Source organism: Kitasatospora arboriphila (genome assembly GCF_039528095.1).
In the GTDB taxonomy this organism is placed as follows: domain Bacteria; phylum Actinomycetota; class Actinomycetes; order Streptomycetales; family Streptomycetaceae; genus Kitasatospora; species Kitasatospora arboriphila.
In genome coordinates this window covers 69878-92282 of sequence record NZ_BAAALD010000020.1, presented here as the reverse complement: position 1 = coordinate 92282, position 22405 = coordinate 69878, and the positions used below count along the sequence as shown (strand labels likewise).

Below are 22405 nucleotides of genomic sequence, written 5' to 3'. Positions count from 1 at the left end.
TCCCGGGGTCGGCGGCAACCGGTACGGAACCCGCCGATCGCCGGTGCCCGCCCGGTCCGTTGACGCAGGTGGCGTCGCCGCGGGGTCGCCGATCGGCGTCCCCGACCACGAAATTCGCGGCACGAGGTGCCCGGATGGCGCCCGTTGGGCGGGCGGAGCGCCTGAATGGCCTCTATGTTGAGGATGAAACAGGACAAACTATCCCCGATGTGGTTGTGGAGATGTCGTCATGAACAAGGGACAACTCGTCGAAGCGGTAGCCGGGCAGCTCGGCAGCCGCACCGCCGCCGAGGACGCCGTGGACGCGGTCCTCGACGCCATGGTCCGTGCCGTGGTGGCCGGGGAGCGGGTGCAGGTCACCGGCTTCGGCACGCTGGAGAAGGTGGAGCGCGCCGGCCGCTACGCCCGCAACCCGCAGACCGGCGAGCGCGTGCGGGTCAAGAAGACCAACGTGCCGCGCTTCCGCCCCGGCCAGGGCTTCAAGGACCTGGTCTCCGGCGCGAAGAAACTGCCGAAGTCCGGCCCCGCCACGGCCAAGGCCCCCAAGGGCTCGCTCACCGCGGGCAAGTCGGCCGCCGCTGCCGCGCCCGCCCGCAGGCGGACGGCGGCGAAGCGCACCGCCGCCGCTGCCACCACCGCCGCCGCCCCCGCGCCGGCCGCCGTGAAGCGGACCGCCGCCAGGAAGACCACGGCCAAGAAGGCCGCTCCGACCAAGGCCACCGCGACGAAGGCCGCCGCGACCAGGGCCACGGCAACGAAGTCCACCGCGGTCAAGAAGACCGCGGCACCCGCCAAGAAGACCACCACGCGGAAGACCACCGCGGCGGCGAAGAAGTCGACCGCGCCCGCCAAGAAGGCCGCCACCGCGAAGAAGACCGCACCGCGCACCGCCAAGAAGGCCGCACCGGCCAAGCGGGCCACCCGCCGCACGACGGCCTGAATCGACCCGGTCAGGACGGGCCGGCCCCGGTACATCGGTACCGGGGCCGGCCCGTTCTCCTGCCCGGCCACGAACGCCCGGGCAGCACCGGGACGCAGGGACGGTCAGTGGGCGAGCCGCAGGTTCCAGACCTTCAGGTCGGCGTCCAGCTCTCCGTAGCTGCCCTGGTCGTAGTGGGTCCCGGTGACGGTCACCAGGCCGATCGGCGAACTCTCGTTCACCACGCAGACCCGGTCGCCCTCGGCGACGTCGACCTCCTGGCGCGCCCGCGTCTGCAGCAGGTCCCGGCAGCCCTCCGCCGTGGGCTCGCCCGGCCCCTCCCAGGGAGCGACCTGGCCCTTGATCTTCATGCCGCTGCTGCCGCTGCGCTGGGCGCTCGGGAAGTTGACGGCGCCGGTGCCCTTCCGGGGCGGCAGGGCGGACAGGTCGATGCCCTCCATGCCGAAGAGGATCTTCCCCGACCAGCGCACCGCGGCGCCCCGGCCGGCCCCCGCGGGCGCCGGGGAGACGGCGGTCGCAGCATCGCCCGTGCCGGCCGACGCGCCCTTCCCGGCGACCGTGCCGGTGACCTGCGGTGCCGGTCCGGGCGCGGCGGAGGACCCCGAACCGCCGCCCGTGAACGCCGCGATCGCGCTGGCCACGCCCGCCGCGGCGCTGACCACCGCGGCGACCACGCCCCAGGTCTTCGCGTTCGAGCGGTGCGGCGCCGGGTGACCGGCCGTCGGAGATCCGAACGTCGGAGACCCGGACGGCGGGGTCTGGTGCGGCGGGGTCCAGTGCGGTGGCGGGTCCTGCGACGGATACTGCATCAAGTCCCCCGATCGGTCCTGGGATCGCCGGGCCTGAGCGGCGGCGATCTGCCGGAACGATAGCCGAAGCGCGCACCGGCCCGCTGGCCCCCGCGGAACGGGGTCATGCCCTGCCCCACCTACCCGGCGGGGCGGCGGTTGAACGGACAACGGCCCGCGGTGAGGCCGTACTCGGGCGGGGCCGGGCACCTCACCCGTGCCGACCCGGCGGCGCGCTCGCAGCGCGGCGGATCCCTACGAACACAAGGCCCGGCCGCGGCGGGGAGGGCGGATGCGGGAGCCGGTGGGATTCGAACCCACGGGCGGGACCGGAGCAGGACCGCTCCTCCTCCACCGATCGATACCCGGGGTGCCTCCGGTGTACCGATTGCAATGGGCCACTCTGCCACGGGCCGCATCCTGCGGGACTGCGCGGTCCCGCTGCCACGATCGTACGGACTCCGCCGTCGGCCGCACGACCGGTTTGCCGGCAGGGCGCGGCCGATCGGCCGGACGACGTGGTCGTGGGCTGCGCTCAGTCCGTGCCGGAGCCGGTGTTCCAGGCGAGGCGGAGCTGCTCCCCGGCGTCGGCGGCCTGGCGAAGACCCGCCCGGTAGGCCGGTTCCCAGGCCGCCCGGTCGTTCAGGTCGGAGCCGAAGGCGCGCAGTGATCCGGCATCGGGCTCGACGGTCACCACGGTGTGTGCGGCGACGGCCGCCAGCTCCTGCTGGAGGAGCTCGCGGGGGAACAGGTGTGCCTGCGGGTCGATCACGACCAGCGTGCGGGCTCCGGCCGCGAGTCCGGCGCTGGTCGCCGACCGCAGGGACCCGTCCATGTAGCGGCGGCCGTTGACGGTGATCGGCGGGTAGATGCCGGGGAAGGCCGTGCTCGCCGCCACGGCGGCGGCCAGCGGTGCGCCGCTCGTGCGGTCGAAGACCTCCTGCTCGCCGGTCCCGGCGTCCACCGCGGTGATCAGCAGTCGCCGGTCCGGCCATCGGTCCGCGCCGACCATGGCGCGCATCCGGTCGACGTGTGCCTGCTCGGGGCCGGTTTCGGCCGCGAGCGCGATCCGGCCGACCCGGCGCCGCGCGCCGGCCGGGTCCGAGGCGGCAGCGCCGAGCACGGGGAAGGCCTCGCCGAGCCGGCGTCCGTCCACCCGGGGAGGGGTGCTGCCCGCGTCGTCGGGGCGTACGGGGGTGGCGAGCCGGCCGGGGTCCTGACCGGTGGCCAGCAGCGCGGCGGTGATCGCGCCCGCCGAGGTGCCGACGATCAGGTCGGCCGCGCCGAGGTCCACTCCGCTGCGGCGCAGCCCGCGGGCGAACCCGGCCGTCCAGGCCGTGCCGACGGGCCCTCCGGCGCCCAGGACGAGTGCCCGGTCCGGTGCGTACATACCTGCCCCCTCGTTAGTGAAACAGTCGTACCATATACTGACGTCGACTCAGATTCTCGCCACTGGAAGGACGATCCGCCGTGGGGCGACCTCCGGATCCCGGCCGACGGGAGGCCACGCTGGCGCGGGCGACCGACTACGTGCTGGCGCACGGCCTCGCCGGGCTGAGCCTGCGGCCGCTGGCCGCCGCGCTGGGCACCAGCCCCCGGATGCTGCTCTACGACTTCGGCAGCAAGCAGGAGTTGGTGTCCGCCGTGCTGGCCGAGGCCCGCCGCCGTGGTGCGGCCCGCCTGGCCGAGGGCCTGCCGGCGCAGGCGGCCTCTCCGGAGGAGCACCTGCGCGGCATCTGGGCCTGGATCAGCGCACCGGAGCGCGCCCCGTACGTCCGCCTGATCTTCGAGGTGCACGCCGACGGCCTCGCCCGCCCCGAGAACCACCCCGACCGGGCCGAGGCGGTCACGGGATGGTTCGACACCCTCGGTGCCGCCCTCCGCGGCGTCACCACCGGCCCTGGCGACACCGTCACTCCCACACTGGTCATGGCGGTCGTCCGCGGCCTCCTGTTCGACCTCACGACCACCGGGGACCGCCACCGCACCGACCTCGCCCTGGACCGCTTCTGCGCACTTCTCCGGCCGTGAACGACAACCGGGGACGACGGGCCCGGGCGACGAACGAGGGCGACGACCGGGGACGACGGGCCCGCGGCGGTCAGCAGCGGGACCACTCGGTACCCGGGAGGCAGTCCCAGGTGGCCTCCGACCAACGACCGATCATGAACAGGGGGCGGGAGCGGACGACGTCGCCCGCCCGCCGGTCCCGCAGCACGAGACCGAGGTTCCGGGAGCCCGGGTCTCCCGCGTGGGTGTGGAGCAGCCCCGACCGGTGCACCTCCCGGTCGGTCAGCCACCGTTCGAGTTCGCCCGGGCACGGGTGCGCGGGTCGGCGAGGACCGCGGCGACGTACCGGGCGGCGGGCGCGGTGGCGTGCTGGAGGGTGTCCTGGTGCAGCACCAGGGTGCAGAGGTCCGCTGCGGCCCTCACGCGCCGGGCGGGGTCGTCGTCGAGCAGGCCGCGCAACACGTCCGGCGTGTCGGGCACTCCGTGCAGGCCGGTGCAGGCGTGCGGCAGGGCGCTCCGGTCCGTGTCCGTCAGCACGGCCCGGGCCGCGGGCGGCAGGCTGTCCGCACGAGGGGCTCCGCCGTCGTCGCCGGCCATGGCGGCGGTACGGCCGCCCCGGTCCGTCAGGCCGGCCATACCGGCACCGTCTCCGCGTGGGCGCAGCAGGCCGTGTCCTCGCTCGCGACGATCCGCAGGCAGGTCTCGCACATCCAGTCCGGCTCCCCGGGGTCGGGGGCGATCGCGCTGACGGTGTTGTCCCGGACGAGGAGCTGCCACTCGTCCCCCGGTTCCTCGCCGACCGCTTCGATCGTGCCGTTGAGGACGTGGTCGAAGGTGAAGTGCTCGAACCCGGGGTGGCCCTGGGCGGCGGCGCCGGGCTTGAGGAAGTGGTCGACGAGGTAGGTCATCCATTCCGTGGCGAAGTAGAACTTCTCCGCCCCGTTCCATTCGATTCCGCTTCCGTCCTCGACGGGTTCCCAGTGGCACCACAGGCCGGGCTGTCCTGCCGGTGGCCGGTTGGCGTCGCGGACGTCGTCGTTCCCGGCCCGCCCGGACGGGCCGAACGGCCTGTGGGGAGGGCCGTCGACGTAGTAGGGGCCGGCGTCCCGGTCCATCCGCCGGCTCCCGGCGAACTTCCGCAGGTAGGTCCGCTCGGCCGTGTTGAGCGGCGGCACGACCTCGATCCGGCCGGTGAACTCGGTGTGGTACCCCACGGTCTGCGGCTCCTCGGTGGCGGGGGGCGGCGCACGGCCGGGTTGTGGCCGGGCGCCGTCGGTCCGGGTCACTGTAGGGGCCGGCACCGACACCGTCCCGAGGTTGCGGCGGGGGCCCTTGCGAGTACGGCCGACGCCGGTGGATCAGTCGTCGCCGTCGGGGTAGCTCCCCATCTCGACGTCGTCGCAGAACGTCTCCCAGAACCCGTTGTGCGCGAGAACGGTCCGGTCGATGCGGGGCAGGAGGGCGCGGAGCTCGTCCGCCACCTCCGCGAAGCGGTCCTCCTCGTCCTCCGCGTAGAACGGGAAGCGGGCGATCACGGCCTCGACGCACCGGTCGAACGAGTCCAGGTCGCCGTTCACGTGACCGGCCTTCGCCGAGTCGGCGCGGGGCACCTGCACCACGCGCCCGGTGGCCACGTCGACGGCGATGTACCCGAACAGGCCGCACGTGGCGACGGCGACCGCTCCCTGCTCGCCGACCGCGCCGAAGAACAGCGGCTCCCCCAGCGGCCGGTACTCGTAGCCGATCAGCCCGGCCGGGATGCCGGGCTCCCGGAGGCGGTCGGCGATCCGGGTGGGCACCTCGGGCGGGGCCTCGACGCGGATCAGGGCGTACGCGGGTTCCGGCAGGGGCGGCAGGGGGTGGCTCACGGGAGGGATCCTCCCGCACGGGACCGTGCCGGGCGACACCTCCCCGGCCGTGCGAACGCAACCCCTTGCCGGCCGGCCGGTGCCGACGCTGTTCGACCGCGGTCCGGAAGCCCTCGATCAGGGTCCGGACGCCGTCGGGGATGCGCTCGGCGGCCGTCGCGCCGGGCCGCTACCGGGGCTGCTCCGCCGTGACCAGGTAGTAGTCGAGGATTCCCCGCTCGTAGGCCCGCAGGAAGTTCCGCGGCCAGGTCTCCGGGGCCCACCACCGGCTCAGCCACCGGTCCCAGCCCGGCCAGACGTGCCGTCCGATCGATTCGACGTGCACACCGGCGAGGCCGGCCCCGGTGAGTGCGTCCGCGAGCTGCTGCACCGGGCGGGCGATGTCCAGGCCGTTGGCGAAGGTGTCCAGCAGGGCGGCGAGTTCCCCGGGCCGGCCGGGGGCGCCGTCGACGGTGAAGAAGCTGGCGAAGGCCGCCCGGCCACCCGGCCGCAGCACCCTCGACGTCTCCTCGGCGAAGGCCCGGAGGTCCGGGAAGTGCTGGGCGGCCTCCACGCTGATCACGGCGTCGAACCCCTTGCCCTCCACCGGCATGCACTCGGCCGCGCCTTGGACGAACCGCAGCCGGTCCGGCTCCCGGCGCAGCAGGTCGGCATGGGTGTCGCGGGCCCGCTGCAGCTGCTCGGGGTGGATGTCCATGCCGGTGACGGTGGCGCGCCCGCACTCGCTCAGCGTCAGGGCGCAGCCCATGCCGAGCCCGCAGCCGACTTCGAGGATCTCCGGTTCGTCCGGCAGTGCGGCGGCCCGGAGGACCTGGCGGTAGAGGTCCTGCTGGCTGCGGATCCGGTCGGCCTCGTCGAGCGGCCGGTCGAGGTCGATCGCCTGCCAGTGGCCGAAGTTGATGAACCCTCCGGCGAACACGGGGTTGTTGCCGAGATCCGCCGGGCCGTACGTGTCGCGCACCGCGGGATTCATGGCGGGCTCCGCCTGCCGGGTACCGTCTGCCACCGTGCCACCCCTGCCTGGAGAGTGATCGTCGTCGTGCGTGCGGTTCCTTCGCGGTCGTCCGCAGCCAGTGTGCCGCACTCCCTCACAACGCGGCACGGGGTCGTGGGTGACGGCCTCGGCCCGAGGTTCACCTGCCGTCGGTCCGCAGGTCCGGTCCGCCGGTCCGGTCCGCCGGCGTCGCGACGCCCCTGGACACCGCGCCCCGTGGGCTGATGGGATTCGAGCCCGCGACCCGCCGACGGAGGACCTGTGCACATCGGAGACGTGGTGGTCGCGGACGTCGCCGGGCAGTGGTTCGGCCGCAGAGGGCGCGACGAGCCGATGCCCGAGTGCCTCGCCTGGCTGCCGGACCGGGTCCGGCGCACGTACGCGGCGACGTCGCCGCTTCTGTGGGCGGCGGGGAGCGTCTGGCAGGTGGGGACGCCCCGGCACGCCCGTTTCGCCCCCGACAGGATGGTCTTCCTGAGTGGGGACGAGGGGGAATGGGTCTGCGCGTACGACGCGAACGACACCGATCGTTTCTTCGACCTCGGCCCGGACGAAGCGGGCTGGAGGGTGGTCGATGCCGGGCTCGCCGAGTTGCTCGCCCAGCGGAGCCTGCTCGAGATCGCCCACGGACCGGTGTCCCACAGGGCGGTCTCGGCGATCCCTCCGGCGCCGCTGCCGGACGTCGTCGCCGGGTTGACGGAGATCACCACCTGCCCGTGGCGACCGGTGCCGGGGCTGCGGATCCATCTGGGCGACGGGGTCCTGGTGGTGTCCGGCTTCGACCGGCAGGACGTCGCCCCTTTCCACCACGTCGACGACGCCCTGGCCGTCACGGTCGCGGTGACGCGTCCGGAGAAGGCCGACTTCTTGGCAGATCGTGAGTGGCCCCGCCCGTGGCGCGTCCTGCCGAGCCGTTCCCTGGAGTGGGTCAGGGCGTATGCGGAAGAGCGACGGTAGCCCCGCCCGGTAGGCTCACGATCATGAAGCTGAGGGGGGTTCTCGGTGCGGTGGCGGCCGGCGCGCTCGTGTTCGCCGGGCTGGCGGTGCGGGGAGGCGCGGCGGCGGGGCTGCTGCCGGAGGCCAGTTGGGGCGCCTGGCGGTCGCAGGAGCTGGAGCACTGGTCCGTCCGCGTCCGGGTGAACGACTGGGCGGACGCGGCCGAGGCCGACCTGCACTACGGGAAGGCCGAGGACCTCACGCTCAGGGCCTACGGTGCGAGCGACACCCGCACCGCCGACGGGGAGGCCGTGCGGTTCACGCTGCGCCCGGACGGCACGGTCACGGTCGCAGCCGTACCTGTACCCGCAGCCGGTGCCGGTGCCGGGAATTCGTGAACGACGCTGTCGTGCGGATGCTGGTCGCCGTTCACCCCGCCGGCGCGGCGGGCTCTTCCGGAATTCACCCGGCCGCGCGGTGTCCGCGGGACGATCGGGCCACCGTTGACAGTCGACGGTGGGGATCGATGTAATTCCCGGGAGCGGATCATCGGGTGTTTCGGGCCGGTCCCGGGGGAGGCAGGGGAAACATGGACGGGAATGCGGAGCCGGGTGCTGCCGGGAATTCCGGGATGGCTGCGCTCTTCGAGCGCGACCGGACGTGCCGGTCGCTGGGAATCTCCCTCGACGAGGTGTCGGCGGGGCACGCCAGCATGGGCATGAAGGTGACGGACGACATGGTGAACGGCCACGGCATCGCGCACGGCGGCTTCATTTTCCTGCTCGCCGACGCCGCGTTCTCGTACGCGTGCAACAGCTACGGCCCGGTCACCGTGGCGCAGGCCGCCCAGGTCACCTTCCTCGCTCCGGCGGCGGTCGGCGACGAGTTGGTGGCGGAGGCTGCCGAGCGGTCGCGCTCGGGGCGGCACGGAATCTACGACGTGACCGTCCGGCAATCCACCGGGAAGGTCGTCGCGGAATTCCGCGGGCAGAGCGTCACGCTCTCCGGAAAGCCGCTCGGCGGCTGAGGAGTTCCAAAGGGCGCGACGCCCCCGCCCGGCGGGTCGGGTCTCAGTCCTTGGGGCGCTCGTCGACGACCTGGCGCAGCTTGCCCGTGCGCGGGTTGGTGACCAGTTCGGAGCGCGGCACCCACTCGATCGTCAGGGGGTGGATCGCGCCGGCCGCGACCTCCTCGGGGTAGGTGGGCCGGGCGGCGTACACGGCGGCGATCAGCCGCTCGGTGAGGTCGGCGGGCGGCTGCCCGGTGCAGCCGAGGCGCAGGACGATGCCGTCCCGGCCGTCCCAGCGGCGCTGCACCATCTGCATGCCGGCGATGTGCCGTTCGGGGTCGGCGGCGACGAGGACGGCGCGGACGTCCTCGCTCGGCATGGAGACGATGCCGACCCGGCCGCCCTCCTCGGAGCGGCCGAGCAGGCGGAAGCGGCGGCAGTCGGCGTCGAGCCATTCGGCGCGGTCGCCGGCCGGGTAGCGCAGGATCGGCATCAGGGTGCGGAAGAGGTTGGTGACGACGACGCGTCCCGGCACACCGGGGGTGGTGATCGGCTCGCCGGTCGTGCTGTCGACGATCTCCACCAGCGTGCGGTTCGGGAAGGCCTCGTGCACCCGGACGTCGTCGCCGGGGACGGGCGAGGCGACCAGGCCGGCGTCCACCGAGGCGTAACCGACCGAGGAGATCGCCGCCTTGGGGAAGGCCCGGGCGAGCAGCGGCCGCAGATCGGTGAAGAGCAGGTCGCCGCCGAACAGCAGCAGTTCGACCGATCCGGCGCTCTCCCCGCGCTGGACGAGGTGTTCGGCGACGGCGCTGAGCTTCATCGGTTCGCCGGCGAGGACGTGCACGCCGAAGCCGTTGACCAGGTCGGCGATGTAGTCGTTGGGTGCGGAGCCGCCGACCGGCAGGCGGACGTTGTCGACCGGCGCGTGGTGCAGGGCGCCCTCGATGAAGAGGAAGCCGCTGTAGAGCTCGCCGGCGCGGAACAGGTTGGCGACCCGGTGGCCCGGCTTGAGGCCGGCCTGGACCATGCCCGCGCCGAAGGCGGTGAGCGCCTCGGCGTGCTCGGTGCGGGTCCACGGCGAGAGCTTGGGGGCGCCGGTGGTGCCGCCGGACTTGTAGACGCCGGCGTCGGTGAGCGGGCCGGTGAGCAGGCGGTTGCCGCGGGTCGCGGCCCAGAAGGCGTCCTGGTCGACGAGGGGCAGCTGGGTGATGTGCGAGACGGTCCGCGGGACGGCGCGGTAGGCCTCGGCGTAGAACGGCGAGTGGGTGCGGGCGAGGTCGACGAGTTCCTGCAGGGACTTGGCGGGCACGGGTCCTCCGGACGGGGGGTCGGGGCGTCGTTTCTTCAAGGGCGCCCGGGTGGTCGGTTCAGGGGTGCTGGGGGCACACCTGGCCCTTCGAGGACGGTTGCTAGGGCAGGTCGGGGCGGCCGATCCAGGTGCGGGCGAGGGTCTGCACGTGGGTGCCGTCGCGGTCGGTGAGTTTCTGGTCGAGGTAGTCGGCGGCCCACCGGCCGGCCGGGATCCGGAACGGCGGGTCGTCGGCGCCGAGGGTGTCGACCACGACGTCGGCGACGTCCTGGGGCTGCTGGCCGGCGCCTTCCCAGCCCTTGGTGCGGACCCAGTCGACGTAGTCGGCGAAGGTGTCGGCGTACGGGCCGGAGGCGGCCTGGACGGTGGTGCGGTTGACGTCCGGGAAGATGCCGAAGTTGGTGCCGCGGACGAATCCGGGCACCACCAGGGACACCCGGACGCCGTGCGCGGCGGCGACCGGGGCGAGGCTCTCCATGAAGCCCTCGACGGCGAACTTGGCGGCGCAGTACGCCTCGTTGAAGGGCTGGCCGACGACGCCGTGCACGCTGCCGATGGTGATCAGGCTGCCGCGGGCGGCGCGCAGCAGCGGCATCGCGGCCCGGCTGACCGCGATCACCCCGAAGAAGTTGACCTCCAGGTTGGTCCGCAGTGCGGCCATGGTGGACATCTCCAGGGTGGGGTCGAAGTTGGAGATGCCGGCGTTGTTGACGACGGCGTCCAGCCGCCCGTACTCCTCGGCGACGGCGTCGAGGCAGGCGGTGACGGAGTCGGCGTCGGTGACGTCGAGCCGGCGGACGTCGACCTCCACGCCGGCCTGCCCTGCGGCCGAACGCAGGGCTCCGGCGCGGTCGGGGTCGCGCACGGTCGCGACGACCGCGTACCCGGCCCGGGCGGCGGCGACGGCGGTGGCCAGGCCGATGCCGGAGGAGGTTCCGGTGATGAGGACGGTCCTGCGCGTGGTGGTCATGAGGTGCGCTCCGCGAGGGCCGCGTCGGCCGCCCCGTCCTCGGCCGCCGCGCGGGCCTTCTCGCGTTCGGCGGCGTCCAGCAGGGGCTGGATGCGGATCGCGGGCAGGAAGGAGAACGCGGCGAGCAGGGTGCCGCCGGTCATCACGACGCGGGCGGCGTCGAGGATGCCGAGGGAGTCGGTCAGCAGGCTGACGGCCCAGCCGCCGACGAGGGCGGCGAGCGGGATCACGCCCCAGGTGACGGTGCGGTAGGCGGCGTGCATGACGCCCTGGTTCTGGGCGGACATCCGGGACTGCCGGGCGGGTGCGCTGCACACGTTGATGCAGGACATGAAGAAGCCGTAGCAGCCCATGGTCACGGCGATCACCGGGCCGGTCGGCAGGGTGGGGGCGGCGAGCACGCCGAGGCCGACCAGGCAGTGCAGCAGCAGGCCGTAGGCCATCGTCCGGCCGGTGCCGAACCGCTCGCTGATCTTGGGGGCGACCACGGCGCCCAGCAGTGCGCCGACCGCGGCGACCGACATGGCCGCGCCGAACACCGCGACGGAGACGCCGAGTCCGCGGTAGGCGAGGACGGGCAGCACGGTGACGAAGATCGGGCCGCCGCAGTTCAGCGTGATGGCGGCGACGACGACCCGGCGCAGCACCGGGTCGGACCAGTTGAGCCGGAAGCCGAGGGTGAGGCGCTCCCGGACGGAGCCGGTGACGGGTGTGCGGTCGCCCCAGGAGGGCATCGAGCGCAGGCAGAGCGCCGAGACGAGGTAGCTGGCGGCGTCGACGAGGAGGGCGGCGACGCCGAGGGCGCTGTAGAGGGCGGCGGCGATGGACGGGCCGGAGACCTCGGAGACGGAGCGGCTGCCCTCCAGTCGGGAGTAGGCCCGGACGAGGTCGTCCTTCGGGACCACGGCGGGGACGGCGATCAGGTAGCCGACGGTGAAGAAGATGGTCGCGCCGCTGATCGCCGCGACGCAGCCGAAGATCAGCGGGGTGGAGAGCCAGCCGAGCCAGTAGGCGAGCGGGATGACGCCGACGGCGGCCAGCCGCACGAGGTCGCAGGCGAGCATCGTCCACCGCTTGTCCCAGCGGTCGACGAGCACGCCGGCGATCGGTCCGAGCAGCGGGATGCCGAGGTACTGGGCCATCGCGACGATGCCGACCTGGAGGGCGGAGGCGTGCAGCACGAAGATCATCAGGGTGGGGACGACGAAGACGGTGACCCGGTCGCCGACGGTGCTGATGGTCTGGCCGGCCCAGAACAGGTTGAAGCCCCGGCCGAGGGAGGCGGGCAGGCGCGGTTTCACGAGTCCTCCCGGACGACGAGGTCGGACGTCTTGCCGGTGCGGCCGTTGCTGATCAGTGCGTCGACGGTGCGCACCCGGAAGCACTGCGGGTCGTGCTGGAAGGCGGTGCTGAGGGTGAAGGTCGCCGAGAGGATCGCCTTGCGCAGCCGCTCGGTGTCGACCTCGGCGCCGGGGGCGGGGAGCAGCAGCACCTCGACGGACGAGGCGCGGCCGCCCTGTTCGGTGACCAGGACCTGGGCCTGTGTCACGCCGGGCTCGCGTTCGGCCTGGGCGACGACCTGCTCCACGTGCAGGCCGAGGCCGCGGACCTGGACGACGCTGTCGCGGCGGCCGAGCACCTGCATCGCCGGGCCGGGCCGGCCGCAGGGGCAGGCGGCCAGGCGGCCGGCGTCGCCGGTGCGGTAGCGCAGCACCGGGTTGAGCATCTCGGGGTTGAGGGTGGTGAAGTCGAGCAGGTCGTCGGGGCCGACGTGCACCAGTTGCTCGGGCAGGGTGTGGAAGGTGTCGGCGGGGCACTCGGGGCCGTTGGTGCCGACCACCCAGGTCTCGGTGCTGCCGAACATGCCGTGGCGGCGGGCCCGCGGGGCGACGGCGGCCATGTCCTCGGCGAGCTGCGGCTGCCAGGCCTCGCCGAGCCAGAGCACCTTGCGCAGGTCGGGCAGGGTGATGCCGGCGGCGCGGGCGCGGGCGAACCAGAGGCGCAGCACGCTCGGGGTGCCGCCGACGGCGGTGACCCGGCGGGCGGCGAAGAACGACAGCCAGTCGGGGTACTCGTCGGCGGCGACCGAGCCGACCGCGATGATCTGGCAGCCGGAGAGGTCGGCGAGCGCGGCGGCGAGGAAGTGGGCGCCCCACATCCGGCCGGCGCCCCAGGCGTTGACGAAGACGTCGTCGGGGTCGAGCGGCTGCCAGTGGGCGTGCACGCCCGCCATGTAGAAGCCGGTGGGTGCGTAGCCGATCTTGGGGGCGCCGGTGCTGCCGCCGCTCTGGAAGAGCCAGGTGGCGCCGTGTTCGGCCTTCGGTTCGAGGTGGGCGAGGGCGGTGTTGAGGTCGTCCTTGGCGAGCGGCGGCAGCGCGGCCAGGTCGTCGAGGTGGTGCGGCTCGGCGTGCCCGGTGTAGCGGGCGGCCAGTTCGGGGACGGTCCGCAGCCGTTCGAGGGTGCGCCGGGCGACGTGCAGCCGCGGTTCGGCGGCGTCGGGGGTGAGGGAGAACACGGGTGTCAGCTCGCTTCCGGCTCGGCGGTGGTGGGGGCCTCGCCGCGGTCGGCGAGCCACTTCGCGTGGGCGTCCCGGTAGGCGGTGAAGCGGGCCCGGGTGACGTCCCGCTGGACGGAGCGGTTCGGGTCGTCGAAGTCGGGGGCGATCACGCCGTCCGGTTCCAGCTCGGAGAACCAGTACCGCTCGCCGTCGTGCAGGAAGTCGACGCAGAAGAACGGGATCGGCAGCCGCTCGGCGAACCAGGCGGTGGCGGCGGCGAGCTCGTCCGGGATGTCGGCGAACCGCATGGTGCCGCCGCGGCTGGCGTTGGCGACCGGCGAGCCGTCCTCGGGGATGCGCTTGAGCAGGGCGTACGGCTTGCCGTCGACGACGTAGACCCGGTGGTCGACGGTGCCGTCGCCGAGGTAGGGCTGGACGACGAGGGTGGTGTCGCCGCCCTGGGCGAGGCTGGCGAGGCCGCGGACGTCCTCGGCGCTGCGCGCCAGGTTGATCCCGCCGCCGCCGCACCATCCGGCCGGTTTCACGATGGCCGGGTAGGTCATGCCGCCGAGGGCGACCTCGTACAGGTGCTTGCCGACGTCGCGGCCGGAACCGATCCGCACGGACGGGATCGGCGGCACCGGCGAGTCGGCGAGGTGGAGCAGGGTGGCCAGCTTGTCGTTGCCGATGAGCGACGCCTGCGGCGGGAACGGCAGGTAGAAGCCGGCCTGTTCCAGCACGGCGTACAGGGCGTACTGGTTGAAGACGTCCATCGACTGGTAGGGCAGCGAGTAGAGCGCGGTGACGAAGAGGGTGTCCTGCGGGGTGACCTCCTGGTCGTCGACGTAGACCCGGGGCCGGCGGAGGTCGGTGCCGTCGACGGTGACGGCGTCGGGCGAGTGCCGCGTCCAGCTCATCCCCATCGCTTCGGCGACCTCGGCGTACATGTCCCAGAAGTAGTGCTTCCACATGGCGCCGGTGCGGGTCGACTCGCGGTCGGGGAAGATCCAGCACATCCGGCGCAGCGGGCCGCCGGGGCCGGTGCCGGGTCCGGTGTCCGGCAGGTGCGGTGCGGGTGGGGTCATCGTCGTCCTCACGGGGGGCGTGGCAGGCGGGTGGGTGCGTCAGCGGGCTCGGTCGCCGGGCGGTGCGGGCTGCTCGGACCACCAGCGGCGGCCGGCCTCCGGCAGAGTGTCGACCGGGTCGTAGTAGGGGTGGCGCCGCTCCAGCGGGTCCTCGGTCGCGGAGCCGTCGGGGGCGCCGTCGGGGGTGCGGAGTTCCAGCGCGGTGCGGTAGTTCTTCGTCCAGTAGGAGATGCCGCGTTCGCGGTCGTAGGCCACCGCCTGGTGCACCCACCGCTTGCCGACGTGCGGGACGTCGCAGACCAGCCGCGGGGTGGCGTAGCCCGGCAGGTAGCCCATGATCGCCTCCTGGAGGTGCTGGGCCTGGTGGAGCGGGGTCCGCCAGTGTTCGGCGCCGGGGATCAGGTCGCAGAGGTAGAAGTAGTAGGGCAGGACGTTCGCCTCGCCCTGGAGGGCGAAGCACAGGTCGAGCAGGTCCTCCGGGGTGTCGTTGACGCCGCGCATCAGCACGCCCTGGTTGCGGACGTCGCGGACCCCGGCGTCCAGCAGCGCCCTGGCGGCCTCGGCGACCAGCGGGGTCACCGACTGCACGTGGTTGGCGTGGGTGTGCACGGCGAGGTTGACCGAGCGGCGGGCGGCGAGTGCCGCGACCCGGCCGAGTCCGGCGAGGACGTGCGGTTGCAGCCAGTGCTGCGGCAGGCCGACGACGGCCTTGCTGGCGAGGCGGATGTCGCGCACCGAGCCGAGGTCGAGCAGCCGGACGAGGAAGGACTCCAGTTGCGGCCAGGGCACGTTGGCGAGGTCGCCGCCGGAGACGACCACGTCGCGCACGGACGGGGTGCGTTTGAGGTAGTCGAGCATCTGCTCCTGCCGGTCGACGGGCCGCAGCACCAGCCGGGTCTTGGCGACCTGGGGGGTGGAGGTGCCGACCAGGTCCATCCGGGTGCAGTGGCCGCAGTACTGCGGGCAGGTGGCGACCAGTTCGGCCAGAACCTTGGTCGGGTAGCGGTGGGTGAGGCCCTCCGCGACCCACATGTCGGCCTCGTGCAGCGAGTCGCGTTCGGCCTTCGGGTGGCTGGGCCACCGCGGATGCCGGTCGGCACGCACGGGCAGCATGTAGCGCCGCACGGGGTCGGCGAGGAACGCCTCGGTGAACGCCTGCGGCTCGGCCGGGGCGTGCGGCGCCACGGTGTTGAGCATCTGCGGCGGCAGCAGCATCGGCATCGTGGCGGACTCGGCCTGGTCGGCGGCGAGTTCCTCGTAGAACCGGTCGGTGAGCAGCGGGCCGGCGACGGCGCGCAGCTGCCGGAGGTTCTTGACGCAGTGGGCGCGCTGCCACTGGGCGTCGCGCCACTGGGCCTCGGTGACGTCGCGCCAGCCCGGCAGCCGGCGCCAGTCCGGCTCGGTCAGGGCGGTCCGTACGTACTGGTACGGCTGCCGGACGGTGTGGTGGTCCATCAGGGGCTACTGGCCGGTGAAGTGGGTGGCGAAGCGGGTGCGGAGTTCGCGCTTGAGCACCTTGCCGGTGGGCCCGAGCGGGAAGTCCTCCGGGGTCCGGACGATGCTGACGGCGGCTAGTTCGGCGAGCCCGGCCTCGGCGAGCGCCTTGTTGGCGGCCCGCTGGACGTCCTCGGCGGCGGCCTCGGCGGCTGCGGCCTGCAGGCGGACGACGGCGACGGGCCGCTGGCCCTCCCCCGCGGCGCCGGGGACGCCGACCACCGAGCAGTCCTGCACCAGGTCGTCGCAGTCGGCGAGCAGCACCTCCTCGATCGGCAGGCTGTAGACCGGGCCGTGGGCGGTGTCGATGACGTCGACGGTGCGGTCGAGGTGGTAGAAGGCGCCGTCGGCGTCGCGGCGGGCGACGTCGCCGGTGAGCCAGTAGCCGGACAGTTCGAAGGTGGCGGTCAGCCGGGGGTTGTTCCAGTAGCCGGGCGTGCGGGACGGGGTGACGACGCCGAGCATGCCGACGGTGCCGTCGGGGACCTCCTCGCCGTTCTCGTCGAGCACGGCGGCCCGGGTCACCACCTCCAGCGGCTTTCCGACGCAGCGGTCGTTGCGGACGGTCTCGGGCGTGGTGACCTGGCCGAACAGGGCCATGCCCATCTCGGAGGAGCCCAGGCCGTCGATGAACTGCGAGCCGGGCAGGGCGGGCTGCTCGGCCTGCTCCTGTGGCAGCAGCCAGGGCTTGATCAGGCCGGACGGGCGCTCGCCGAGCCGGACCAGCCTGCGGATGTGCCCGTGGTGGGCGCTGTCGCCGGTGTTGAACCAGGAGTGCACCTTCGCCGCGCCGGCCACGGGCAGCTCCCCGGTGGCCAGTTCGACGAAGGTGCGCGGGAAGGAGGCGACCATGGTCGGCCGGAAGGCCTCCATGACGGGCTCCACGACGGCGCGCCGCCAGTCGGACATGACGACCGTGGGCAGGCCGAGCAGGGTGGCGGTGAGGAAGTAGCTGAGCCCTCCGGCGTGGGTGTGCGGCATCAGCGACATCAGCCGGTCGTACGGCTCCGCGGGGAAGCGCACCATCCGCGGCTGCTTGCCGTCCCAGAACTGGCGGTGCGCCAGCATCGTCGACTTCGGCGTGCCGGTGGTGCCGGAGGAGTGGATCAGCGCGACGACGTCCTCGGCGGCGTGCCGGTACGGGTACTGCTCGGGCAGCTGCACGGCGGAGGCGTCGAAGGCCTGGATCTCGGCGGCCATCGCGATGAACCGCGGGCGGCGCTGCGGGTCCTCGCGGTAGGCGGCGGCGAGCCGGGTCGGGTCGTCCGCGACGACGCCGACCACGCCGACGTGGTCGAGGTAGCGCACCATCACGTCGTGCCGCATGGCGTCGTTGATCAGGGCGGGAACGGCGCCGAGCGCGGTGAGCGCGAGGAAGTGCAGCAGCGGCTCCAGGCCCTCGCCGACGACGATGCCGACCGGCTCGCCCGGGCGCACGCCGTTCGCAACGTACCAGGCGGCGTACCGGTCGCGGAGCGCGGCGACGTCGAGCAGGCTGTGGCCGCGCAGCACGACGGCGCCGCGGTGGTCGGTGCGGTGGGTGTACAGGTACGGCACCGCCCGGTTGGGGTTGGCGGCGATCGCGTGGTCGAGGAAGTTGCCGGCGCCGAGCTCGGGCTCGGTCATCAGCTGCTGCCGGGCGGCGAGGGGGGCGATGGACGTCTGCTCGCTCATGTCGCTCTCCTGAAGTGGGCGGGATGATCTGACGGTTCGTCAGATCTGCTGGTGCATGGCACCGGTGGAGGTGCGGGTGGGCGGATCGGTGCAGGTGGGGGCTTGTGGTGGCGCCGGTCTGCACGGGTGCGGCGGTGTCCGCCGCGGTGTACCGGCCTCAGCGGGCGGTGATCTCCGCGACGACCCGGTGGCCGGAGCGGACGGCGCCCTCCATCAGGCCGAAGAACTCGGTGCTGGTCTCGGTGCCGGCCCAGTGGACGCGGCCGTGCGGCGCGGTGAGGGCGGGCCCGTTGCGGAGCCAGTCCCCCGGTCCGAACAGGGCCGCGTAACAGCCGCGGCTGTACGGCTCGTTCACCCAGTCCGTGACGTGGAAGCCGATCGGCTCCGGGAGCATCGGGAACAGCCGGGCGGCCTGCGCGAGGGCCGCCGCCCGCCGGCGGTCCGGGTCGAGGGCGGCGAACCGGTGCGCCTCGCTGCCGGTGACGAAGCCGGTCAGCACGCCGACCCCGCCCTCGGCCGGCGAGTCGTCGACGGTCGACAGCAGCGGGCCTTCGGCGTTCACCGACCAGCCGGAGAGCCCGTGATCCCGCCAGAGCGGCGCCGGGTAGACCAGGTTGACCTTGACCGCGCAGCCGCGGGCCGTCCGCTCTCCGGCGCGGCCGACCTGCGGGGCCGGGCTGAACTCCACGGTGTCCGCGAGCAGCGGCGGCACGGCCATCACCACGACGTCGGCGCGGTACGGGCCGCCGGTGGCGTGCACGGTGACCCCGTCCTCGTCCTGGTGGACGGCGGTGACCCGCTCGCCGAGCCGCACCCGGCCGCCCAGCCGTTCGGCCAGCCGCTCGCAGACCAGGTGCGCGCCGCCGGCGATCCGGTCCTGCTGGGCGCCGCCCTCGAAGGCGTTGAGGTAGCGGAGACCGCCGCCGGAGCGCAGGTAGAACGCCATGTGCAGGACGGAGACGTCGGCCGGGTCGGCGGCCATCATCTCGCCCAGGAAGAGCGGGAAGAACAGCCGGGCGTCCGGGTGCGTCAGGTGCCGGTCCGCCCAGGCGGCGGCGGTCGTGGTGTCGAGCCGCACGGCGTCCGGGGTCAGCCAGGGCGCGTCCGGCCGCACGGCGGCGGTGAGTTCGTCCAGCAGCTCGAACAGGTCGCCGAGCGCGACGGCGTTCAGCGGCGGGAACCGCCCGTCCCGGGTGGCGTCCTCGGCCCCGAGCGCGAAGCGGCTGGCGCCGAGCATCGTCGTGGGCGTGGTCTTGAGGCCGAGGTCGGCCATCAGGGCGAGGAGTTCGGTGTGGCGCCCACCCAGGTAGGCGGCGCCGGCGTCGACCCAGCTGCCCGGCGCGACCTGGAGGCCGTGGATGCGGCCGCCGACCCGGTCGCGGGCCTCCAGCACGGTGACCTCGTCGCCGTGCGCCGACAGGCCGGCCGCGGCGGCGAGGGCGGCGAGCCCGCCGCCGACCACGACGGCGCTGCCGGCGCGCGGGGCTCTGCTCGCTCTCGGGGCTCTGCTCGCTCCCGGGGCGCCGGACGGGGCCGGACGGCCGCCGGCGGGGTGCTCTGGGCCGCTCACCGGGCGGCCTCGATCGCCCGGGCCAGGCCCTCGGGGGTGCGGGCGAGCAGGAAGTCCTCGAAGGTGAGCTCCACCCCGTGGTCGCGGGCGACGGCGCTCAGCACCCGGGTGGCGATCAGCGAGTCGCCGCCGAGCTCGAAGAAGTCGGAGTCCGCGGTGACGTCGGAGGTCTCCAGCACCCGCCGGAAGATCGCCGCCACTGCCCCGGCCCGGTCACCGGCCGCGGCCGGGGCACCGGGGTCGGCGGCTGCGCCGGCGGCACCGGCGGTGGCGGGGTGGGTGGCGTCGGTGGTGTCAACGCTCATGGAGGTCTCCTTTGACCTGTCGTGCGCCGCGTGCCGGGTTACGGGCACGGCGGTGCTGTGCGTCGGTGCCGCGTTCCGGGGTGTCGGACGGCGGCGGGCGGTGCGGAGAGGTACGGCGGTGCGGTGAGGTGCGGCGGTGCGGTGAGGTGCGGCGGTGCGGTGAGGTGCGGCGGTGCCGTGTGCGGGTGACGCGGGTGACGCGGGTGACGCGGGTGACGCGGGTGACGCGGGTGACGCGGGCAGCGTGCTGCCGGTGCGGGGGCTCGCCGGTGGTGCGGGCGGGCGGCAGATGGACCCGAGGTGCGCGGGTCAGGTGCTGGCGGCGAGTGCCGTGCCGGGTGCGGCGACCGCCGCGGGCGCGGAGTGCCGCCGGTGCGAGGCGGCCCGGTCCACCTTGCCGCTCGCGGTGTGGACGAGGGCGGGGACGACCGTGATCCGGCCGGGTACCAGGTGGGCGGGCACCCTGGCGCGGAGGTACGACAGGACATCGGCGTCCAGGGTGCGGCCGGCCGCCCCGGCGCGGGGCACCACGTAGGCGACCAGCACCGAGCGCCCGGCGAGGGTCGCCCCGGCCACCGCGACGGCGGCCACGCCCGGGTGACCGGCGATGTGCGCCTCCACCTCGGCGGGGTCGACGCGGATGCCGCGCACCTTGACCTCCCCGTCCAGCCGGCCCTGGTGGGTGAGTACGCCGTCCGGTGCTTCGACGACCCGGTCGCCGGTGCGGAAGTACCGCTCGCCGTCGATGACGGTGAACCGGGCCGCGGTGGCCTCGGGGAGACCGACGTAGCCCAGCGCGACCGCGGGACCGCCGATGAGCAACTCGTCCTGCTCGCCGATGCGTTGCACCACGTGCGGCAGTGCGCGGCCGATCGGTGCCCGCGCCGTGCCGTCCCACGCGGGCAGGTCGGCCGGGGCCTCGGGCCCGTGCAGGTCGACCGCGTGCGTGATCATGGTGGTCTCGGTGCAGCCGTAGGTGTTCACCAGGCGGATCCGGCCGGTGTCGAGACGGCTCCAGTCCGCCAGCCGGGCGGGCGCCGCGGCCTCGCCGCCGATGACGAGGGTCCGCACGCAGCCGGGCAGGGCGAGCCCGTCCTCGGCGAGGTGCAGCACGAGTTCGTGCCAGAAGGCGGTCGGCAGGTCGAGGACGGTGATGCCGTTGCGCTCGACCGTCCGCAGGAAGCGGGGGAAGGATCCGGCGTACGCGTCGTCGTCGAGGACGAGGGCCGCTCCGGTGGTGAGGGCCGGCAGGATCTCCTCGAAGCTGGTGTCCCAGTTCAGCGAGGCGAACTGCAGCACGCGGTCCTCGGGGGTGAGACCGAAGAGTCCGCGCAGCGAGTGGACGGTGGCGGACACCGCCCGCCGCGGGGTCGCCACGGGCTTCGGCTGCCCGGTGGAGCCCGAGGTGAAGAGGATGTAGGCCGGTGCGTCGGCCCGGTGGGCGCTCGGGGCGGAGCGCGGGGCCGGCACCGCGGGCGCGTCCGGTGCGGACGGACGGCCGTCGGCCAAGGATTGCGGCCGACCGGTTCCCGGGATTCCCCGCGGGGTCGCCGCGGAATCGTCGAGTGGGCCTAACTCCACTAATTCCAGGCCGAGTCGGGCCGCGGAGCCGGCCCCCGGCGCCACCATTGTGCGGCAGCCGGCCGCGGTCGTCATCGCCCGTTGCCGCTCGATCGGGAAGGCCGGATCGACCGGGCAGTAGGCGCCGCCCGCCGCCAGAACTCCCAACAGCGCCACGACCGTTCCCGGCGCGTGGGTCGCCTCCACGGCGACCGCGCCCGGCTCCGGCCCCAGGCGCGCTGCCAGGGTGTTCGCCAGCTCCTGCAGCCGGCGGTAGCTCACGGCGCGGCCGCCGTGCACGATCGCCGGACGTTCGGGAAATCGCCCAGCGATTTCCGTGAACGCGTCAAACAGGTCGAAGGCGACCCCATTGACGCCTCGAATCTTTGACATGCCCGCCCCAAATTGAATGCTCGCGAGCGACTCCGCGCTCGGCGAACCGGGACTCTACCTTCGAACATGCGTAGCCACAATGGTTGTTGAGTTGATCTGTGCGAGAGCTTGTGCTTGAAACGTGAACGGGTGTGGCCGCTTGCCGCCCACTCCCGCCCATTTGCCGGATCCGGCCCCCTTGGGCAACGGTTTCCGCTACTGAGAGCTGGAGTTGACGATCCGACAGCAGAACGGGGCCGGTCCGCGCCGGCCGGCACGGGCGACACCGACAGCCCCGCCGAGTGCCACCGACTCCCGACCCCCGGGCGCGCACCGGCGGCGGGGCGGGCCGTCAGGTGACGGCATCACGGGTGGGCGAGGACGGATTCGAACCGTCACAGCCGGAGCGGGGGCTTTACAGGCCCTTGGGCTCTCCTTTGCCCAGCTCGCCCTTGGTGGAGAAGGTCGTGGAACGTGCGCGGAGAGTGCGCGGATCGAACGCGCGCGGGTGTGACCCCGACGACGGCTTAGCAAGCCGCTGCCTTACCACTCGGCCAACTCTCCCGGTACTGCACGGCCGGACGAGGATTCGAACCTCGACCTTCCTGATCCGCAGTCAGGCGTGTTTCCGGCTGCACCGTCCGGCATTGCCGGGCGCACGGAAAGGGCCGCCCGGCCGGGGCGCGATCCCCGTGGGCGGCCCGGCAACAGGGCCGGTCAGCGCACTACGAGGACGTCCCGCCGATCCGGGGACTCGAGGAGCGCCGATACGACTGGACACGGTCGGGGGTGTTCATGTTCGGGCTCCTTCCTGGGCCTGTGCGGCGCGATGTGCCCACTCTGTCGCACCACCGCCGCGACGGACAAACGGTTTTCCTCCACCACCGGTGCCGCCACTGCCCGTTCGGCCCGAACCGGTCTTCCCGTGAACCGGTCACCGGCCGCTCCGAGGGCATTTCTCCGGCCCGATCCGGACGGACGGGGGGGGGGGCCCCCCCCCCGGGGGGGGGGGGGGGGGGGC

22 protein-coding genes and 3 tRNA genes are annotated in these 22405 nt (G+C 73.8%); 6 read left to right on the top strand and 19 right to left on the bottom strand.

From position 1 onward, the window contains the following. Nucleotides 1–229 precede the first annotated feature (229 nt). Nucleotides 230–940 (top strand): HU family DNA-binding protein, encoded by a 711-nt coding sequence (locus tag ABD353_RS13600; protein WP_344623815.1) that lies wholly within the window; start codon nucleotides 230–232, stop codon nucleotides 938–940. A 104-nt stretch (nucleotides 941–1044) separates the two neighbouring features. On the opposite strand, the gene ABD353_RS13595 is transcribed toward ABD353_RS13600, so the two are convergent. Continuing rightward, complete coding sequence (locus ABD353_RS13595; RefSeq protein ID WP_344623814.1) at nucleotides 1045–1380, bottom strand: hypothetical protein; 336 nt, start codon at nucleotides 1378–1380, stop codon at nucleotides 1045–1047. Between ABD353_RS13595 and ABD353_RS13590 the strand changes: the two genes are divergently transcribed. Continuing rightward, nucleotides 1379–1654 carry a hypothetical protein gene (locus ABD353_RS13590; protein WP_344623813.1) on the top strand — a complete coding sequence of 92 codons (276 nt, stop codon included), beginning with the start codon at nucleotides 1379–1381 and terminating at the stop codon, nucleotides 1652–1654. The two genes, ABD353_RS13595 and ABD353_RS13590, sit on opposite strands and share 2 nt — an antisense overlap. Before the next feature lie 609 nt (nucleotides 1655–2263). On the opposite strand, the gene ABD353_RS13585 is transcribed toward ABD353_RS13590, so the two are convergent. Beyond that, the gene (locus tag ABD353_RS13585; protein ID WP_344623812.1) at nucleotides 2264–3118 is read right to left on the bottom strand and encodes a patatin-like phospholipase family protein; all 855 of its coding nucleotides are present in this window, start codon (nucleotides 3116–3118) and stop codon (nucleotides 2264–2266) included. An 80-nt stretch (nucleotides 3119–3198) separates the two neighbouring features. On the opposite strand from ABD353_RS13585, the gene ABD353_RS13580 reads away from it, so the two are divergent. Further along, entirely contained in the window at nucleotides 3199–3759 is a 561-nt protein-coding gene (locus tag ABD353_RS13580) for a TetR/AcrR family transcriptional regulator (protein ID WP_344623811.1), read from the top strand. Nucleotides 3760–4020: 261 nt separating this feature from the next. On the opposite strand, the gene ABD353_RS13575 is transcribed toward ABD353_RS13580, so the two are convergent. The 4 genes from ABD353_RS13575 to ABD353_RS13560 form a co-directional block, all read right to left on the bottom strand. Continuing rightward, complete coding sequence (locus ABD353_RS13575; RefSeq protein WP_344623810.1) at nucleotides 4021–4374, bottom strand: hypothetical protein; 354 nt, start codon at nucleotides 4372–4374, stop codon at nucleotides 4021–4023. After that, entirely contained in the window at nucleotides 4362–4952 is a 591-nt protein-coding gene (locus ABD353_RS13570) for a hypothetical protein (RefSeq protein WP_344623809.1), read from the bottom strand. The genes ABD353_RS13575 and ABD353_RS13570 overlap by 13 nt, the downstream gene beginning before the upstream one ends. Nucleotides 4953–5096: 144 nt before the next feature. Beyond that, complete coding sequence (locus ABD353_RS13565) at nucleotides 5097–5606, bottom strand: SUKH-4 family immunity protein (RefSeq protein ID WP_344623808.1); 510 nt, start codon at nucleotides 5604–5606, stop codon at nucleotides 5097–5099. A 169-nt stretch (nucleotides 5607–5775) separates the two neighbouring features. Then, nucleotides 5776–6579, bottom strand: a complete 804-nt coding sequence (locus tag ABD353_RS13560; RefSeq protein WP_344623807.1) for a class I SAM-dependent methyltransferase — start codon at nucleotides 6577–6579, stop codon at nucleotides 5776–5778. Nucleotides 6580–6876: 297 nt separating this feature from the next. Here ABD353_RS13560 and ABD353_RS13555 point away from each other — a divergent pair, with 297 nt between their 5' ends. From ABD353_RS13555 to paaI, 3 genes are all read left to right on the top strand, one after another. Beyond that, the gene (locus tag ABD353_RS13555) at nucleotides 6877–7557 is read left to right on the top strand and encodes a hypothetical protein (RefSeq protein WP_344623806.1); all 681 of its coding nucleotides are present in this window, start codon (nucleotides 6877–6879) and stop codon (nucleotides 7555–7557) included. A 23-nt stretch (nucleotides 7558–7580) separates the two neighbouring features. Continuing rightward, complete coding sequence (locus ABD353_RS13550; protein WP_344623805.1) at nucleotides 7581–7934, top strand: hypothetical protein; 354 nt, start codon at nucleotides 7581–7583, stop codon at nucleotides 7932–7934. A gap of 233 nt (nucleotides 7935–8167) precedes the next feature. After that, a complete protein-coding gene (gene paaI, locus ABD353_RS13545; protein WP_344623804.1) occupies nucleotides 8168–8563 on the top strand; it encodes a hydroxyphenylacetyl-CoA thioesterase PaaI in 396 nt (131 codons plus the stop codon). A gap of 43 nt (nucleotides 8564–8606) precedes the next feature. On the opposite strand, the gene ABD353_RS13540 is transcribed toward paaI, so the two are convergent. From ABD353_RS13540 to ABD353_RS13480, 13 genes are all read right to left on the bottom strand, one after another. Beyond that, entirely contained in the window at nucleotides 8607–9857 is a 1251-nt protein-coding gene (locus ABD353_RS13540; RefSeq protein ID WP_344623803.1) for a phenylacetate--CoA ligase family protein, read from the bottom strand. A 100-nt stretch (nucleotides 9858–9957) separates the two neighbouring features. Continuing rightward, a complete protein-coding gene (locus ABD353_RS13535) occupies nucleotides 9958–10827 on the bottom strand; it encodes an SDR family NAD(P)-dependent oxidoreductase (RefSeq protein WP_344623802.1) in 870 nt (289 codons plus the stop codon). Beyond that, nucleotides 10824–12128 (bottom strand): MFS transporter, encoded by a 1305-nt coding sequence (locus ABD353_RS13530; RefSeq protein WP_344623801.1) that lies wholly within the window; start codon nucleotides 12126–12128, stop codon nucleotides 10824–10826. The genes ABD353_RS13535 and ABD353_RS13530 overlap by 4 nt, the downstream gene beginning before the upstream one ends. Then, a complete protein-coding gene (locus tag ABD353_RS13525; RefSeq protein WP_344623800.1) occupies nucleotides 12125–13342 on the bottom strand; it encodes a phenylacetate--CoA ligase family protein in 1218 nt (405 codons plus the stop codon). Before ABD353_RS13525 ends, ABD353_RS13530 begins: the two co-directional genes overlap by 4 nt. 5 nt (nucleotides 13343–13347) lie before the next feature. Continuing rightward, nucleotides 13348–14409 carry an ATP-grasp domain-containing protein gene (locus ABD353_RS13520; RefSeq protein ID WP_344623799.1) on the bottom strand — a complete coding sequence of 354 codons (1062 nt, stop codon included), beginning with the start codon at nucleotides 14407–14409 and terminating at the stop codon, nucleotides 13348–13350. A 39-nt stretch (nucleotides 14410–14448) separates the two neighbouring features. Beyond that, on the bottom strand, nucleotides 14449–15864 hold the full coding sequence (locus ABD353_RS13515; RefSeq protein ID WP_344623798.1) for a KamA family radical SAM protein: 1416 nt from the start codon (nucleotides 15862–15864) through the stop codon (nucleotides 14449–14451). 6 nt (nucleotides 15865–15870) lie between these two features. Next, nucleotides 15871–17577 (bottom strand): class I adenylate-forming enzyme family protein, encoded by a 1707-nt coding sequence (locus tag ABD353_RS13510; protein WP_344623797.1) that lies wholly within the window; start codon nucleotides 17575–17577, stop codon nucleotides 15871–15873. Nucleotides 17578–17734: 157 nt separating this feature from the next. Further along, entirely contained in the window at nucleotides 17735–19039 is a 1305-nt protein-coding gene (locus ABD353_RS13505; RefSeq protein WP_344623796.1) for a flavin monoamine oxidase family protein, read from the bottom strand. 104 nt (nucleotides 19040–19143) lie between these two features. Further along, complete coding sequence (locus ABD353_RS13500; protein ID WP_344623795.1) at nucleotides 19144–19452, bottom strand: phosphopantetheine-binding protein; 309 nt, start codon at nucleotides 19450–19452, stop codon at nucleotides 19144–19146. 309 nt (nucleotides 19453–19761) lie between these two features. Then, a complete protein-coding gene (locus ABD353_RS13495; RefSeq protein ID WP_344623794.1) occupies nucleotides 19762–21405 on the bottom strand; it encodes an AMP-binding protein in 1644 nt (547 codons plus the stop codon). A 351-nt stretch (nucleotides 21406–21756) separates the two neighbouring features. Further along, nucleotides 21757–21836, bottom strand: a tRNA-Tyr gene (locus ABD353_RS13490). Nucleotides 21837–21863: 27 nt separating this feature from the next. Continuing rightward, nucleotides 21864–21948, bottom strand: a tRNA-Ser gene (locus tag ABD353_RS13485). Between the two features lie 10 nt (nucleotides 21949–21958). Continuing rightward, nucleotides 21959–22030, bottom strand: a tRNA-Arg gene (locus ABD353_RS13480). Nucleotides 22031–22405 lie beyond the last annotated feature (375 nt).

Bases quoted from the DNA above. Each gene is read 5' to 3' on its own strand.
- ABD353_RS13600 (WP_344623815.1), top strand. From the start codon at position 230: ATGAACAAGGGACAACTCGTCGAAGCGGTAGCCGGGCAGCTCGGCAGC.
- ABD353_RS13590 (WP_344623813.1), top strand. From the start codon at position 1,379: ATGCCGAAGAGGATCTTCCCCGACCAGCGCACCGCGGCGCCCCGGCCG.
- ABD353_RS13595 (WP_344623814.1), bottom strand. From the start codon at position 1,380: ATGGAGGGCATCGACCTGTCCGCCCTGCCGCCCCGGAAGGGCACCGGC.
- ABD353_RS13585 (WP_344623812.1), bottom strand. From the start codon at position 3,118: ATGTACGCACCGGACCGGGCACTCGTCCTGGGCGCCGGAGGGCCCGTC.
- ABD353_RS13575 (WP_344623810.1), bottom strand. From the start codon at position 4,374: ATGGCCGGCCTGACGGACCGGGGCGGCCGTACCGCCGCCATGGCCGGC.
- ABD353_RS13560 (WP_344623807.1), bottom strand. From the start codon at position 6,579: ATGAATCCCGCGGTGCGCGACACGTACGGCCCGGCGGATCTCGGCAAC.
- ABD353_RS13550 (WP_344623805.1), top strand. From the start codon at position 7,581: ATGAAGCTGAGGGGGGTTCTCGGTGCGGTGGCGGCCGGCGCGCTCGTG.
- paaI (WP_344623804.1), top strand. From the start codon at position 8,168: ATGGCTGCGCTCTTCGAGCGCGACCGGACGTGCCGGTCGCTGGGAATC.
- ABD353_RS13535 (WP_344623802.1), bottom strand. From the start codon at position 10,827: ATGACCACCACGCGCAGGACCGTCCTCATCACCGGAACCTCCTCCGGC.
- ABD353_RS13520 (WP_344623799.1), bottom strand. From the start codon at position 14,409: ATGACCCCACCCGCACCGCACCTGCCGGACACCGGACCCGGCACCGGC.
- ABD353_RS13515 (WP_344623798.1), bottom strand. From the start codon at position 15,864: ATGGACCACCACACCGTCCGGCAGCCGTACCAGTACGTACGGACCGCC.
- ABD353_RS13510 (WP_344623797.1), bottom strand. From the start codon at position 17,577: ATGAGCGAGCAGACGTCCATCGCCCCCCTCGCCGCCCGGCAGCAGCTG.
- ABD353_RS13500 (WP_344623795.1), bottom strand. From the start codon at position 19,452: ATGAGCGTTGACACCACCGACGCCACCCACCCCGCCACCGCCGGTGCC.
- ABD353_RS13495 (WP_344623794.1), bottom strand. From the start codon at position 21,405: ATGTCAAAGATTCGAGGCGTCAATGGGGTCGCCTTCGACCTGTTTGAC.